This is a genomic window from Rahnella sp. CJA17(1/100) (genome assembly GCF_963881615.1).
In the GTDB taxonomy this organism is placed as follows: Bacteria; Pseudomonadota; Gammaproteobacteria; order Enterobacterales; family Enterobacteriaceae; genus Rahnella; species Rahnella aceris.
The window spans coordinates 14,497-29,435 of the sequence record NZ_CAWOJA010000016.1 but is presented as its reverse complement, the minus strand read 5'-3'; the positions used below and the strand labels follow the sequence as shown (position 1 = coordinate 29,435).

Sequence of the window (14,939 nt, the reverse complement as noted above, 5' to 3'; positions counted from 1 at the left end):
ATCAATCCGTGACAGCAGCTTTGGCGAGATGCGCTGCGATTTTTTCCATGATGGCATCTGCGCGTTTTACGGCATCGCTGATGGCCACGCGCACCGTCACTTTGCCTTTGAAACGCTCTTCCTGTTTGATACCGATGTCTTTGGTCAGGATCACGATGTCGGCGGCCGCCACATCTTCCGGCGTCAGTTCGTTTTCCAGACCGATTGAACCCTGCGTTTCAACTTTGCATTCCCAGCCTTTAGCTTTTGCCGCACGCTCAATCGCTTCAGCCGCCATATAAGTATGAGCAACACCGGACGGGCACGCGGTGACAGCAATAATGTGAGTCATGATGTTTTCCTTTGGGTTCAGTTAATTTCGAAGTCCAGATCAAGGTCAGATTCCTGACGCGTTTTTGCCGACTGCTTTTTGGCGGCCAGATATTTCAGCGTGTTGACGCACAGTGCAGTGACAACCATGCCGACCAGCAACGCGCCGATATACCCCAGTTTTCCCTGCACGACCGGCAGTACAATCAGCCCGCCCCAGCCGGCATAGCATTGCGCGCCAACCAGGGCGGCAGTCACCGCCGCACAAGCAGAACCGAACATGATGGAAGGAATGACACGCAACGGATCAGCGGCGGCAAAAGGTATGGCGCCTTCGGTGATACCGACACAGCCCATCAGCATGGCGGCTTTTCCCGCTTCGCGCTCTTCGGTGGAATAGTATTTACGGCCAATCAGCGTGGCAAAGCCCAGCCCCAGCGGCGGTGTCGCGATAGCCACGGCGGCAATCGCCACCACGGTATACACACCCTGTGCCACGCAAATCAGCATGAAAGCGTAGGCCACTTTATTAACAGGCCCGCCCATGTCGAAGGCCAGCATCAGCCCCATGATGATGGCGAGCACAATAATGCTGCCCTGCTGCATGCCTTGTAGCCAGTGAGTCAGGGAGGTGGTCAACAAACCAACCGGTTCGCCCAGTCCCCACATCATGACTCCCGCAGTCAGCAGGGTGCCGATAATCGGGATCACGAAGATCGGCATCACCGAGCGCAGGATCTTCGGTACGCGGATCTTCTTAAGATAGAAAACGATAATGCCGCCCAGCAAACCGGCGATGATCGCGCCAAAAAATCCTGCGCCGAATGAGGCGCCGACCCAGGCGCCGATTGCCGAAGGGGCGAGCGCGGAACGGTCAGAGATGGAATAACCGATATAAGCCGCCAGAAAAGGCACCATCAGGGTTAAACCGGCGACGCCGATATCAAATAACTTTTTCAGGTTCGGATCGGTTGCCGCGTCCGGTACGGCACCTTTGCCATACAGCATCACCGAGACCGCCAGCAAAATGCCACCCGCGACCACAAAGGGGATCATATGAGACACGCCAGTCATCAGATGCTGGCGGGTATTTTTTAGAATATTGAGTAAGTCTTTCATGATGAACTCCACGAAAACCGGTGTCGGGCTGAAAATCGCAAATATCAGGGTTTCATTTCAAAAACCGCAGATACAGAAAGGCTATCGACCTCAACAATAGGCTGCTGGATGTGGCGCTCATAGTGGATAAATTTGTGTTTTACTGGACTTTTGTAATGTCCTCACAAAAATGCGAGCCGGTTCAAATAACCCGAGACAATACGCGGTTTAGTGACGGTAGTGGCGCGTGAGCTGGCTCGCAAAAAACGATACACATTACATTTATCCAGTGTTTGTCATTTTTGTCTGGTAGCTATCGAATCCGCCTGACTCTTATGCTGCAAGGAGCCGGTGCATTACACCGGAATTTGGGATGAGGATTCAGAAATGGCCAAGAAGTTGAGCTTCACCTGCATGTTGGTAAATGGTGTTCACGCCCGCCCGGCCAGCCATATTGAAACGCTGTGCAACAGTTTCGGGTCTGTATTTAAGTGGCACAATGGGCGTACTGACCGCATTGCAGATGGTAAAAGTGTCCTTTCACTGATTGGTGCCGATATTCTGTTTAACGATGAATGTCACGTGACCATTGAAGGGAATGACGAAGATGCCGCGCATGCTGCGCTGGCACATTTCATTAAACATCAGCTGCCTCATTGCGATGAAGCCCTGCCTGAGCCTGATGAAAACGCTGAATTTGAGCCGCTTCCTGAATCCCTGATGCATCTTTCTCCGCTGGTTTTCCGCGCCCGTTCAGTCAGTGAAGGCTGTGCGCTGGGGAAACTGGTCAGCCTGTCGAATGTGAATCTGGCGACACTCAGGGATCTACCGGAATCTCAGGGTAAAGATAAAGAACAAAGTCTGCTTTCCACCGGACTGGCACAGCTTGAAAAATCACTCGAATTACAGCTGATGGCGGGCAACGGGACGATCACGGCAGTGCTGGAAGCGCACCGTTCTTTGCTGCGTGATAACAGCCTGCGGGAAGCCTTGCTGAGCCGCGTGGCGCAAGGCCGGAGCTGTGCGCAAAGCATTGTCGACACCGCCGCGCATTTCAGCTTGCAGCTCGCACAATCGTCCAGCGCCTATTTGCGTGAACGCGAGCTGGATATTCGTGATGTCAGCTTCCAGCTTTTACAGCAAATCTATGGCGAGGAGCGTTTTCCTTCCCAGCAGGCACTGAGCGAAGCCAGTATTTGTCTGGCAGATGAACTGACGCCAAGTCAATTTCTCGAACTGGATAAAGCACACCTGAAGGGGCTGTTGCTCGGCAGCGGAGGCAGTACGTCGCATACCGTGATCCTTGCCCGATCGTTCAATATTCCTGCACTCGTTGGCGTTGATCCACAGCCACTTCAGGCTTATTTGCAGCAGAATGTGCAGATCGACGGCGATCTCGGGCTGATTGTCTGTGCGCTCAGCGAACCGGTGCGCCGTTATTATCGTCAGGAACAGGCGGTGCATCAGGCGCTGCGTGAACAGCAAAGTGAGTATCTCAATAAACCGGGGTATACCGCTGACGGTGTGCGCCTTGAAGTGGCGGCCAATATTGCCCACTCGGTCGAAGCCAGCGCGGCGTTTGGCAATGGGGCAGAAGCTGTCGGACTGTTCCGTACAGAAATGCTGTATATGGATCGCGTCAGCGCTCCTTCCGAAGATGAGTTGTACAACATTTATTGTCAGGCTACGGATGCGGCCAACGGCAAAACCATCATTATCCGCACCATGGATATCGGTGGCGATAAACCAGTTCATTATCTGAACATTCCTGCCGAAAACAACCCGTTCCTCGGTTATCGCGCCGTGCGTATTTATCAGGAATACCTGCCGTTATTCCATACGCAGTTGCGCGCGATCCTGCGCGCCTCGGCGCACGGATCGCTGAAAATCATGATCCCGATGATCTCCTCTATGGAAGAGATCTTATGGGTGAAAGATCAACTGGCTGAAGTCAGGCAGTCGTTGCGCAGTGAGCAAGTGCCTTTTGATGAAAAAATTCAGCTTGGGATCATGCTGGAAGTGCCGTCGGTGATGTTCATCATCGATCAGTGTTGCGAAGAGATTGATTTCTTTAGCATCGGCAGTAATGACCTGACGCAGTATCTGCTGGCGGTCGACCGTGATAACGCGAAAGTGACACGCCATTACAACAGCCTGAATCCGGCCTTCCTGCGCGGCCTCGACCACGTTGTGCGCGAAGTGCATCGCCACGGTAAATGGATTGGTTTATGCGGTGAACTTGGCGCGAAAGGCTCGGTATTGCCGCTGCTGGTCGGGCTGGGGCTTGATGAAATCAGCATGAGTGCACCGTCGGTTCCTGTGACCAAAGCACGGCTGGCCAAACTCGACAGCCGCGAATGTCGCCTTCTGCTTAACCGCGCCATGCAGTGTCGCACGTCGCTGGAAGTCGAACACCTGCTGGCGCAGTTCAGGATGGCGGTCAACGATGCCCCGTTGATTACGGCGGAATGTGTGGCGCTTAATGCTGACTGGCGCAGTAAAGAAGAAGTGATTAAAGGCATGGTGGATAACCTGATGCTGGCAGGGCGTTGCCGTTATCCGCGCAAACTCGCCGCCGATGTCTGGGCGCGCGAAGCCGTATTTTCCACCGGCCTCGGGTTTGGCTTTGCGATACCGCACACCAAATCAGAACACATTGAGCAATCGACTATCAGCGTCGCGAAACTCCCGCAACCGGTGCGGTGGGGCGATGAAGAAGCGCAGTTTGTCATCATGCTGACTCTCAATAAACACGCTGCAGGCGATCAGCATATGCGGATTTTCTCAAAGCTGGCGCGACGGATTATGCATGACAGTTTCCGTGATGCGCTGATGCATTCCACCACCGCAGCACAGATTGAAGCGCTGCTTAAACAAGAACTGGAACTCTGACAGGAGAGAATATGGAACTTTATCTGGATACGGCTGATATCAGTGCAGTAAAACGTTTATCGCGGATTTTACCGTTACAGGGCGTGACCACCAATCCGAGCATTGTGGCTAAATCGCAGACTTCCCTGTGGGAGGTTTTGCCCGCGCTTCGTGATGCATTAGGTGGTGAAGGGAAACTGTTTGCACAAGTGCTGGCGAATCAGACCGAACAGATAGTGGAAGAAGCTGAACTGCTGCATTCCCGCGTGCCGGGGCTGGTGGTCAAAGTGCCCGTCACCGCCGCAGGGCTGGCAGCGATTAAGCTCTTACGTACCCGCAAAATTCCAACGCTGGGAACCGCGGTGTATGGTGCCGGGCAGGGACTCCTGTCGGCGCTGGCCGGAGCAGAATATGTCGCGCCGTATGTTAACCGGCTGGATGCCCAGGGGGGAGATGGCATTGCGATGGTGACGGAGTTGCAGCAATTGCTGTCCCTGCATGCGCCGCATGCCAAAGTGCTGGCCGCCAGTTTTAAAACGCCGCGTCAGGTTCTGGCCTGTCTGCTGGCAGGTTGTCAGTCGGTCACTATCCCGGTGGACGTAGCGGAGCAATTTATCAGTGCGCCTGCGGTACAGGCGGCTGTCGATAAATTTGAACAAGACTGGCAGGGTGCCTTTGGGCAGTTGTCGCTGTAACGGGTTAACTTCCCGTAAAAAGCCCGGCAGGAAAAACCTGTCGGGCTTTTGTCATTCTGGTCCGTGTCCTTTTACTGCACGCCATACTTTTTATTGCTTAACCCCATACTGCGCAAAGAAATCCAGCATCCGTTGCCAGCCGTCGGCGGCGGCTTCAGCGTGGTAACTCGGGCGATAATCGGCGTTAAACGCGTGGCCCGCTTCCGGATATACCACGATTTCCGCCGTAGCATTGGCTGCGCGAATGGCCTGACGCATGGTTTCAATGGTATCCAGAGGAATGCTGGAATCTTCTGCGCCGTATAAACCCAGAACCGGTGCATCCAGCGCGGCGGCGCGGTCAACCGGATTTGACGGGCTGGTCAGCGTTTTATCGCCGACCAGTTTGCCGTACCACGCCACGCCCGCTTTCAGCTGCGGATTGTGCGCCGCGTACAGCCAGGTGATGCGCCCGCCCCAGCAGAAACCTGTGATGCCTAATTTAGAAATGTCCCCGCCATGTTGTGATGCCCAGTGTGCAGTGTGATCGAGATCTGCAAGCACCTGCTGATCCGGTACTTTACTGACCAGTTTAGCAAAAAGCTCACTGATTTCAGTGTAGTCACGCGGGTCACCCTGCCGGAAATACAACTCCGGCGCGATGGCCATATAACCCTGTTTCGCCAGACGGCGGCAGATATCCTGAATGTGTTCGTGTACACCAAAAATCTCCTGCACCACCAGCACGATCGGCAATTTACCGGTGAACTGTTCCGGACGGGCGAGGTAGGCGGGCATATCTTCGCCCTGCGAGGGTATGGTGGTCTGGCCTGCGTGCAGCCCGTCGGTATCGGTATGGATAGTGGTGCTGGCGACGGGAGTGACGGCAGGGGCAAAGCTGGTCGGAGCCTGTTTCAGGGTAAGCAATTCTTCTTTTTTCATTGGGGTCTCCAGGCAAGTGTCCATACGAAAATCTGTGGCTATGGATTAAAACTATAGCCGGAAAGCATGAACAGCAAGGCGCAAGAGATGTTCTATAGTTAAAAGTTAATCAGGAAAGTCATCATGGAAGATTTACAGAACGTCTACAGAACACCCGAAACCTTTGTCGAGGAGCTATGTTCAATGTCAAAATCACCCTCTAAAGTGACCAAGAAAAGCGAGTCAAAATCGGTAAGCCGCGCCCCCGCCACGGGCATTGAATCTTCACAGCCAGGCCTGGGGGATCTTGCGCCCGGCGATCGTATTTATCAGCCTTCACCACAACCGACACCGCCAGGAAAAGAACCGACAGCGTCCGGCAGTGCGAAGAGTCCGAAAAATACCAATGCCAAACTCGATGCATTAGAACGCCACCGCAAAAATGGTGAAAAACAGCCGCTGACCACCAATCAGGGCACCAAAATCTCTGATGATCAGAACTCGCTGAAAGCCGGAAATCGTGGCCCGACACTGCTTGAAGATTTCATTCTCCGTGAAAAAATTACTCACTTCGACCATGAGCGGATTCCCGAACGTATCGTTCATGCGCGGGGCGCTGCGGCGCACGGTTATTTCCAGCCCTATCGCAGTATGAAGGCAGTGACCAAAGCCAGCTTCCTCTCTGATCCTGAAAAGAAAACGCCGGTATTTGTGCGTTTCTCTACCGTTCAGGGTTCCCGCGGTTCGGCAGATACCGTGCGTGATATCCGCGGCTGGGCGACCAAGTTTTATACCGATGAAGGCATTTACGACCTGGTCGGTAACAATACACCGGTGTTCTTTATTCAGGATGCCCATAAATTCCCTGATTTTGTGCATGCGGTAAAACCCGAACCGCATAACGAAATCCCGCAGGGGGCGAGTGCGCATGATTCCTTCTGGGATTACGTGTCCCTGCAACCGGAAACCCTGCATAACGTTTTCTGGGCGATGTCTGACCGGGGCATTCCGCGCAGTTACCGCACGATGGAAGGTTTTGGCATCCATACTTTCCGTTTCGTGAATGCGAAAGGCAAAGCCACTTTTGTGCGTTTCCACTGGAAACCGCTGGCCGGAAAAGCCTCTTTGTTATGGGATGAAGCGCAGAAACTGGCCGGGAAAGATGCCGATTTCCACCGCCGTGATTTGTGGGAAGCCATCGAAGCCGGAGATTATCCGGAATACGAACTGGGTGTGCAGTTGATCCCGGAAGAAGATGAATTCAAATTTGATTTCGACCTGCTCGACCCGACCAAACTCATCCCTGAAAAACTGGTGCCGGTAGAACTGATAGGCAAAATGGTGCTCAACCGTAACCCCGATAATTTCTTTGCTGAAACCGAGCAAGCCGCGTTCCACCCGGGGCACATTGTGCCGGGCATAGATTTCACCAATGATCCGCTGTTGCAGGGGCGACTGTTCTCTTACACCGACACGCAAATCAGTCGTCTGGGCGGGCCTAATTTCCATGAAATTCCGATTAACCGGCCGACGTGCCCTTTCCATAACTTCCAGCGTGACGGCATGCACCGTCAGGACATTGATACGAATCCGGCGAACTACGAGCCGAATTCCATCAACAATAACTGGCCGAGGGAAACACCTCCGGCAGCGTCCGGCGGTGGCTTTGAAAGTTATCCTGAACGGGTTGATGCAGAAAAAATCCGTCAGCGCAGCCCGTCATTTGCCGAATATTATGCCCATCCGCGCCTGTTCTGGCTGAGCCAGACAACAGCGGAGCAGGATCATATTATCGGCGCTTTCTCATTTGAATTATCGAAGGTGGCGCGGCCGTATATCCGCGAGCGGGTCGTGGATCTGTTAGCGCATGTTGATCAGACGCTGGCGCAGAAAGTGGCGAAAAATCTGGGTATTACCCTTTCCGCTGACACCCTGAAGATCAAACCGCCGAAGCCCGTGAATGGGCTGAAAAATGATCCGTCGCTGAGTTTGTATGCCAGCGGTAAAGGCACGATCAAAGGGCGGCAGGTGGCGATATTGCTGGGTGAAGGTGTGAATGCAGCGGATGTTCTGGAAACCTTACAGGCACTTCAGGCCGCTGGCGTTCACCCTAAGCTGCTGGCCAGTCATTTAGGTAATGTGACTGCCGATGATGGTTCTACGTTGCCGGTTGATGCGACGTTTGCCGGATCGCCTTCCATCACCGTTGATGCAGTGATTGTTCCGCATGGGCATATCGACGCACTGCTGATGAATGGCGATGCACGGCATTATGTGCTCGAAGCCTACAAACACCTGAAAGTGGTAGGTCTAAGTGGCGATGCACGCCGCTTCAAATCGCTGCTGGGGCTGACGGACGATGTGCCGGAAGAGGGCGTTGTGGAAGGTGAAAAAGCAGAAGGAGCGTTGCTGAAGGCGTTTCTGAAAGACATGCTCAAACACCGGATCTGGTCGCGCAGTGCGGCGGCAGATGCCGTTCCTGCCTGATTAACTGTAACTGATAAACAGGCAATCCCCGGCAGCGGAGATTGCCTGTTTAAAATTCCCTCACCCCTCCTTATTTTGTGACTTGAATCACAAAATAAATGTATGTGAAATTCCCGTTGTTACATCATAGTGACGACCGTCACGAAATAACGTCACAATGTTCAGTACAGTTGCCGGGTGTTCCTCCTGCCAATAAATGACCTTACACACAGAGGAGTTTGTTATGTCTCAGCCTGAAGTTTTCCATCTTGGCCTGGCCAAAAAAGATTTAAACGGCGCGACGCTGGCGATTGTTCCCGGCGACCCTGAGCGCGTGGAAAAAATTGCCAAATTGATGGAGAACCCGGTTCGTCTGGCTTCCCACCGCGAATTTACCTCATGGCGTGCTGAGCTTGATGGCAAATCTGTGATTGTTTGCTCAACCGGTATTGGTGGCCCTTCGACCTCTATTGCGGTTGAAGAACTGGCGCAACTGGGGATCCGTACTTTCCTGCGAGTCGGCACAACTGGCGCTATCCAGCCACACATCAATGTCGGTGACGTTCTGGTCACGACCGCTGCCGTTCGCCTTGATGGCGCGAGCCTGCACTTTGCGCCGATGGAATTCCCTGCAGTAGCCGATTTTGCCTGCACCACCGCGCTGGTTGCGGCGGCAGAAGCCGTGGGTGCCGCGACGCACATTGGCGTTACCGCCTCTTCTGACACCTTCTATCCGGGTCAGGAACGTTATGACACTTACTCTGGCCGTGTTGTCCGTCGCTTCAAAGAATCGATGAAAGAGTGGCAGGAAATGGGCGTCATGAACTACGAAATGGAATCCGCGACTCTGCTGACCATGTGTGCAAGCCAGGGCCTGCGCGCGGGGATGGTGGCGGGTGTTATCGTGAACCGCACGCAGCAGGAAATCCCTAATGCGGAAACCATGAAAAAGACTGAAAGTCATGCGGTGAAGATTGTTGTAGAAGCAGCCCGCAGGCTTATTTAGTCCCTATAAAACTAAAACAACCACATCACATCATCACATCAATGGGCTGCCTCTGGCGGCCCATTTTTTTGCCCTGCTAAGCAGATCTGTTAAGGTCATGTTAGTAATCCATCTGGAATAATTGATGAATCTCCTCCCGGAACTCTGACAAAAGGAACTGCATTTTTGACTGTTCACGACCTTCTTGAGTACACCACTACCTTCATCCGTGCCCATCAGGTGTGGGCTGCACCGATCGTTTTCTTTCTGGCTTTTGGTGAGTCTCTGGCATTCCTTTCCCTGCTGCTCCCGGCGACGTTTATCTTGCTGGGACTCGGCGCGCTGATTGGCGAAACCGGTATTCCGTTCTGGCCCATCTGGGCTGCTGCCGCCGCAGGCGCTTTCCTGGGAGACTGGCTTTCTTACTGGATTGGTGCCCGTTATCAGGATCGGGTTGGCAATTTCTGGCCTTTCTCCCGCCATCCGCAAATGCTGGTTCGTGGACATGCTTTCTTTGAAAAATGGGGCATGCCCGGGGCTTTCATTGGCCGCTTCTTTGGCCCGCTTCGTGCCGTTGTGCCACTGGTTGCCGGTATCTGCGGTATGCCGCAAAAATATTTCCAGATTGCGAATGTGACGTCTGCACTCATCTGGGCTTTCGGCATCCTGGCGCCAGGTGCTTTCGGCATTCAGTGGCTGAGCCGCTGGTTTTGAATGCTGCTCTCTGTGGCTGGCTATCGCAAGGGGGCAAATACAGAGAAATTCCTTTTTGGAAGACGTCTCGCAAAGGCTCAATGCAACAGAAAATAGACTGGACATCCATACAGCCTGACATTACCTTGGCCGCAAGAGACTTTAAGAGGGAAATCGCGTGGATATCAGCATCCTGACAGCCCTGGGGGCGGGGTTAATGGGCTTACTCGTAGGTTGGCTTATCGCCAGCCTGCGCCAACAGCAACAGCAGACGGAGTATGAAACGCAGCGCCGTTTGCTGGAACAATCGCTGGAACAGGCTAAAGCGGAAAATGATACGCACAAAAGCGAGCGGCAATCAGGGCAGCAGCAACTGCGCGAGGCTGAACTTGAGCTGCGCAAACTGCATAGCCTGCAGGCGGCCAGTCAGGAAAAATTACAACTGCTTGCCCACTGGCAAAACGAGTGTGAGCAACTGAATCAGGAACTGCGTGCGCAGCGGGAAATCAACAGCGCGCAGGAAGCAGAGTTGCGTGAGGTTTCAACCCGTCTGGATGAAACCCGCATGGCGGCTGAAGAAAAGCAGCGTCTGCTGATTAACAGCGAACAGCGCCTGAGCAGCCAGTTTGAAAATCTGGCTAACCGGATTTTCGAACAAAATGGCCGTCGTGCCGACGAACAGAACAAGCAAAGTCTCGACAAGTTACTGTTGCCGTTGCGCGAGCAACTGGATGGTTTCCGTCGTCAGGTGCAGGACAGCTTTGGGCAGGAAGCCCGTGAACGCCATACGCTGGCGCATGAGATCCGCAATCTGCAGCAACTGAATGTGGAGATGGCCCGTGAAGCCGTCAACCTGACCAAGGCACTGAAAGGTGACAACAAAACGCAGGGCAACTGGGGGGAAGTGGTGCTGAGCCGCGTGCTCGAGGCTTCCGGTTTACGCGAAGGGCATGAGTACCAGACTCAGGTCAGCGTGCAGGTTGACAGCAACAGCCGGATGCAACCTGATGTGGTCGTCAGGTTACCGCAGAATAAAGACGTAGTGATTGATGCCAAAATGACCCTGGTCGCGTATGAGCGCTATTTCAACAGCGAGGATGACAGCGAGCGGGAAGCGGCACTCAATGAACATATTGCCTCGGTGCGCGGACATATCCGCCTGCTCGGGCGCAAAGATTACCAGCAACTTCCCGGTCTGCGCAGCCTCGACTATGTGCTGATGTTTATCCCTGTTGAGCCCGCTTTTCTGCTGGCTATCGACCGTGAGCCAGAATTGATTAGCGAAGCGCTCCGGCACAATATTATGCTGGTCAGCCCGACGACCCTGCTGGTGGCGCTGCGAACGATCAGTAACTTGTGGCGCTATGAGCATCAGAGTCAGAACGCCAAACGTATCGCCGACCGCGCGGCACGTCTTTACGATAAACTGCGGCTGTTTGTGGATGACATGGAGTCGATGGGACAAAGTCTCGACAAAGCGCAGGGAAGTTATCGATCCGCGATGAATAAACTCTCGCAAGGCCGTGGTAATCTTATCGGACAGGTGGAAAGTTTCCGCGCGCTGGGTGTTGAAGTTAAACGGCCTATCAGTCCGTCTCTGGCTGAAATAGCGAAAGCGGAAAATGAACCTGAAGACACCGCATCTCTGCCCGATACCTCTGATGCGGAAGAAGAACAGACGCTGAACCCGGGTGAGTTAACTCCCCACCAGCAGGCATAGCGGTTGAGAGGGCCTGCACTGTATTTGTGATTCAATGCATGAATTTTTGCAATATGTTGAATCACCATCGGTGATGGGGCTTTCGAACGGGTTCTGATACACTTCTCCCCAAGAGTTCGACTGAAAAAGCAGGCATAAATAATGGAAAAGCAGACGCCGGAAACCACCCATTTTGGTTTTCGTACAGTAGCCAAAGATGAAAAACAGGAAATGGTGGCAGAAGTCTTCCATTCCGTTGCGGCAAAATATGATTTGATGAATGATCTGATGTCTTTCGGTATTCATCGCATCTGGAAACGCTTCACTATTGATTGCAGCGGTGTCCGTCAGGGACAACGTGTGCTGGATCTGGCCGGGGGTACGGGCGATCTGACCGCAAAATTCTCCCGTCTGGTGGGTGAGAAAGGCGAAGTCGTGCTGGCGGATATCAATGATTCCATGCTGAAGATGGGCCGCGAAAAGCTGCGCAATCTTGGCATCGTCGGCAACGTCAGCTACGTTCAGGCGAATGCCGAGGCTTTGCCGTTCCCGGACAACTATTTTGACTGTATCACCATCTCTTTCGGTCTGCGTAACGTGACTGAAAAAGAGAAGGCGCTGCGTTCCATGTTCCGCGTACTCAAGCCGGGCGGGCGTCTGCTGGTACTGGAATTCTCCAAACCGGTGCTGAAGCCGCTGAGCAAAGCTTACGACACCTATTCCTTCCATATTTTACCGCGTATTGGCAAGCTGGTTGCACACGATGCTGAAAGCTACCGGTATCTGGCTGAATCAATCCGTATGCATCCGGATCAGGAAACACTGAAAGGAATGATGGCAGACGCAGGTTTTGAAAATGTGACTTATCACAACCTGACTGGCGGCATTGTGGCGTTACATCGGGGTTTCAAATTCTGATATGAGTATGCCGATGTTGTTAACGCCGTTACTGACTGCCGCTATCGAGACGCCGCTTAATTACCTGCTTTTCAGAGATCGCAGCATGAAGGCGGCGCGGACACGTCTGGCCGGTAAAGTTCTGCGTGTTGAATTGCAGGAACTGAGTACACCACTGACGTTTGTGTTCAGTGAACAGAAAATTGATGTGCTCGGGCAATGGGACGGCGCGGCAGATTGCACCGTCACCTCGAAACTGTCAGTGCTGCATAAGTTACGTGATCGCCAGCAGTTGTCGCCCATGATGCGCAGTGGCGAGCTGGTAGTTGATGGCGATATCGCCCTGGTTCAGCAGTTCTCTGCATTGCTGGATATGGCGGAAATTGAGCCTGCGGAATTTCTGGCACCCTATATCGGTGACATTGCGGCACAGGGGCTGAGTCAGACCGTGCAGGGCGTTTTCAGCTTTTTGCGAAAAGGGTTGAAACACCAGCAGAGCTATGTGGCGCAAACGCTGACTGAAGAGTGGAAAATGGCACCCGGTCCGCTGGAAGTTGTCTGGTTTAGTGATGAGGTTTCCGCACTGGTGTGTGAGCTGGATGCGCTGGATAAACGTATCAAAAAACTGGAGGACAAACCGTGACGCCTAGGGAAATGCGACGTTTATATCTGATTATCCGCATGTTTCTGATCTACGGCCTTGACGAACTGATCCCTAAAATCCGCTTAACGTTACCACTGAGAATTGGTCGTTATCTTTTTTTCTGGTTACCAAATCGTCATAAAGAAAAGCCGTTAGGTGAGCGCATGCGCCTTGCACTGGAACAGCTTGGGCCGGTTTGGATCAAGTTCGGTCAGATGATGTCTACACGCCGCGATCTTTTCCCCCCGCACATAGCCGATCAGCTGGCTTTGCTTCAGGACCATGTTCCGCCGTTTGATGGTGCGAAAGCCCGTCAGCAAATTGATGCCGCGCTGGGTGGCCCGCTGGAAACCTGGTTTGATGAGTTCGATCAGACGCCGCTGGCGTCTGCGTCTATTGCTCAGGTGCACACGGCGATCCTGAAAGAAAACGGCAAACCGGTGGTGCTCAAAGTTATCCGTCCGGATATTTTACCGACCATTGTTGCTGATATCCGTTTGATGTCGCGTCTTGCTGGCTGGCTACCGATTTTGTTACCGGATGGTCGCCGTTTGCGTCCGCGTGAAGTGGTACGTGAGTATGAGAAAACGCTGCTTGATGAACTGAATCTGTTACGTGAAGCCGCGAATGCCATTCAGCTTCGCCGTAACTTTGAAGGTAGCCCGATGCTGTATGTGCCGGAAGTGTACCCGGACTATTGCAGCGAACAATTGATGGTGATGGAACGTATTTACGGGATCCCTGTTTCTGATATTGAGGCGCTGAAAAAACAGGGCACCAATATGAAATTGCTGGCGGAGCGCGGTGTACAGGTCTTCTTCACTCAGGTTTTTCGCGACAGTTTCTTCCATGCGGATATGCATCCGGGCAATATTTTTGTGAGCTACGAAACGCCTGAAGATCCTTGCTACATAGGCATTGATTGCGGCATAGTTGGTTCGCTCAATAAGGAAGACAAGCGCTATCTGGCGGAGAATTTCATCGCGTTCTTTAACCGTGATTACCGCAAAGTAGCTGAATTGCATGTCGATTCCGGCTGGGTCCCGCGAGATACCAACGTTGAAGAATTCGAATTTGCAATTCGGACAGTGTGTGAACCGATTTTTGAGAAACCGCTGGCGGATATTTCCTTCGGTAACGTATTGTTAAATCTGTTTAATACGGCTCGCCGTTTTAATATGGAAGTCCAGCCTCAGTTGGTGTTGCTGCAAAAGACACTGTTGTATGTAGAAGGCCTCGGGCGTCAGCTTTATCCTCAACTGGATTTGTGGACAACGGCGAAACCTTTCCTCGAAAGCTGGGTTCGTGATCAGGTGGGTCTGCCGGCGATGATCCGCGCACTGAAAGAGCGTGCGCCGTTCTGGATTGAGAAAATGCCTGAACTGCCAGATTTGGTTTATCAGAGCCTGCATCAGCACAAGCTGTTGCAATACAACATTGAGAAGCTTTCCTCCCAGATCCATAACCAGAGTTCCCGTCAGGGGCAGTCTCGTTATTTGTTGGGAATGGGTGCGACGCTGTTGTTGAGCGGAACTCTCTTACTGTTAGGCGGCGTTAAGGTTTACCCCGCCTGCCTGATGGCAGCCGGTGTTGTTTCCTGGTTAATCGGATGGAAGCGCGCCAGCTGAACAAATTGTTTTAAATCGAATGCCGTTTGCGGACGGCAATAAATGTCGTTCCTTC

12 protein-coding genes are annotated in these 14,939 nt (G+C 53.0%); 9 read left to right on the top strand and 3 right to left on the bottom strand.

The features are described 5' to 3' along the window. Position 1 precedes the first annotated feature (1 nt). The gene (locus AACU55_RS10150) at positions 2-331 is read right to left on the bottom strand and encodes a PTS fructose-like transporter subunit IIB (protein WP_013577445.1); all 330 of its coding nucleotides are present in this window, start codon (positions 329-331) and stop codon (positions 2-4) included. A 17-nt stretch (positions 332-348) separates the two neighbouring features. Next, positions 349-1,428, bottom strand: coding sequence for a PTS fructose transporter subunit EIIC (locus tag AACU55_RS10145; RefSeq protein WP_013577444.1), 1,080 nt, complete (start codon positions 1,426-1,428; stop codon positions 349-351). A 366-nt stretch (positions 1,429-1,794) separates the two neighbouring features. Here AACU55_RS10145 and ptsP point away from each other — a divergent pair, with 366 nt between their 5' ends. Further along, positions 1,795-4,299: a phosphoenolpyruvate--protein phosphotransferase gene (gene ptsP / locus AACU55_RS10140; protein WP_134706975.1), complete on the top strand. Its 2,505-nt coding sequence runs from the start codon at positions 1,795-1,797 to the stop codon at positions 4,297-4,299. 11 nt (positions 4,300-4,310) lie between these two features. Beyond that, positions 4,311-4,973, top strand: coding sequence for a fructose-6-phosphate aldolase (gene fsa, locus AACU55_RS10135; protein ID WP_134706974.1), 663 nt, complete (start codon positions 4,311-4,313; stop codon positions 4,971-4,973). 90 nt (positions 4,974-5,063) lie between these two features. Here fsa and AACU55_RS10130 read toward each other — a convergent pair whose 3' ends face one another. Further along, the gene (locus AACU55_RS10130) at positions 5,064-5,894 is read right to left on the bottom strand and encodes a dienelactone hydrolase family protein (RefSeq protein ID WP_037035389.1); all 831 of its coding nucleotides are present in this window, start codon (positions 5,892-5,894) and stop codon (positions 5,064-5,066) included. A gap of 183 nt (positions 5,895-6,077) precedes the next feature. Between AACU55_RS10130 and katE the strand changes: the two genes are divergently transcribed. From katE to ubiB, 7 genes are all read left to right on the top strand, one after another. After that, complete coding sequence (katE, locus tag AACU55_RS10125) at positions 6,078-8,360, top strand: catalase HPII (protein WP_205960155.1); 2,283 nt, start codon at positions 6,078-6,080, stop codon at positions 8,358-8,360. Between the two features lie 223 nt (positions 8,361-8,583). Further along, a complete protein-coding gene (gene udp, locus AACU55_RS10120) occupies positions 8,584-9,345 on the top strand; it encodes a uridine phosphorylase (protein ID WP_013577439.1) in 762 nt (253 codons plus the stop codon). Between the two features lie 165 nt (positions 9,346-9,510). After that, entirely contained in the window at positions 9,511-10,038 is a 528-nt protein-coding gene (locus AACU55_RS10115) for a DedA family protein (RefSeq protein WP_013577438.1), read from the top strand. A gap of 157 nt (positions 10,039-10,195) precedes the next feature. Continuing rightward, positions 10,196-11,737: a DNA recombination protein RmuC gene (rmuC, locus tag AACU55_RS10110; protein ID WP_037035386.1), complete on the top strand. Its 1,542-nt coding sequence runs from the start codon at positions 10,196-10,198 to the stop codon at positions 11,735-11,737. A 141-nt stretch (positions 11,738-11,878) separates the two neighbouring features. Next, positions 11,879-12,634 carry a bifunctional demethylmenaquinone methyltransferase/2-methoxy-6-polyprenyl-1,4-benzoquinol methylase UbiE gene (gene ubiE / locus AACU55_RS10105; RefSeq protein WP_134706973.1) on the top strand — a complete coding sequence of 252 codons (756 nt, stop codon included), beginning with the start codon at positions 11,879-11,881 and terminating at the stop codon, positions 12,632-12,634. A 13-nt stretch (positions 12,635-12,647) separates the two neighbouring features. Further along, positions 12,648-13,256 (top strand): ubiquinone biosynthesis protein UbiJ, encoded by a 609-nt coding sequence (ubiJ, locus tag AACU55_RS10100; RefSeq protein WP_134706982.1) that lies wholly within the window; start codon positions 12,648-12,650, stop codon positions 13,254-13,256. Beyond that, on the top strand, positions 13,253-14,884 hold the full coding sequence (ubiB, locus tag AACU55_RS10095; RefSeq protein WP_013577434.1) for a ubiquinone biosynthesis regulatory protein kinase UbiB: 1,632 nt from the start codon (positions 13,253-13,255) through the stop codon (positions 14,882-14,884). The genes ubiJ and ubiB overlap by 4 nt, the downstream gene beginning before the upstream one ends. Positions 14,885-14,939 lie beyond the last annotated feature (55 nt).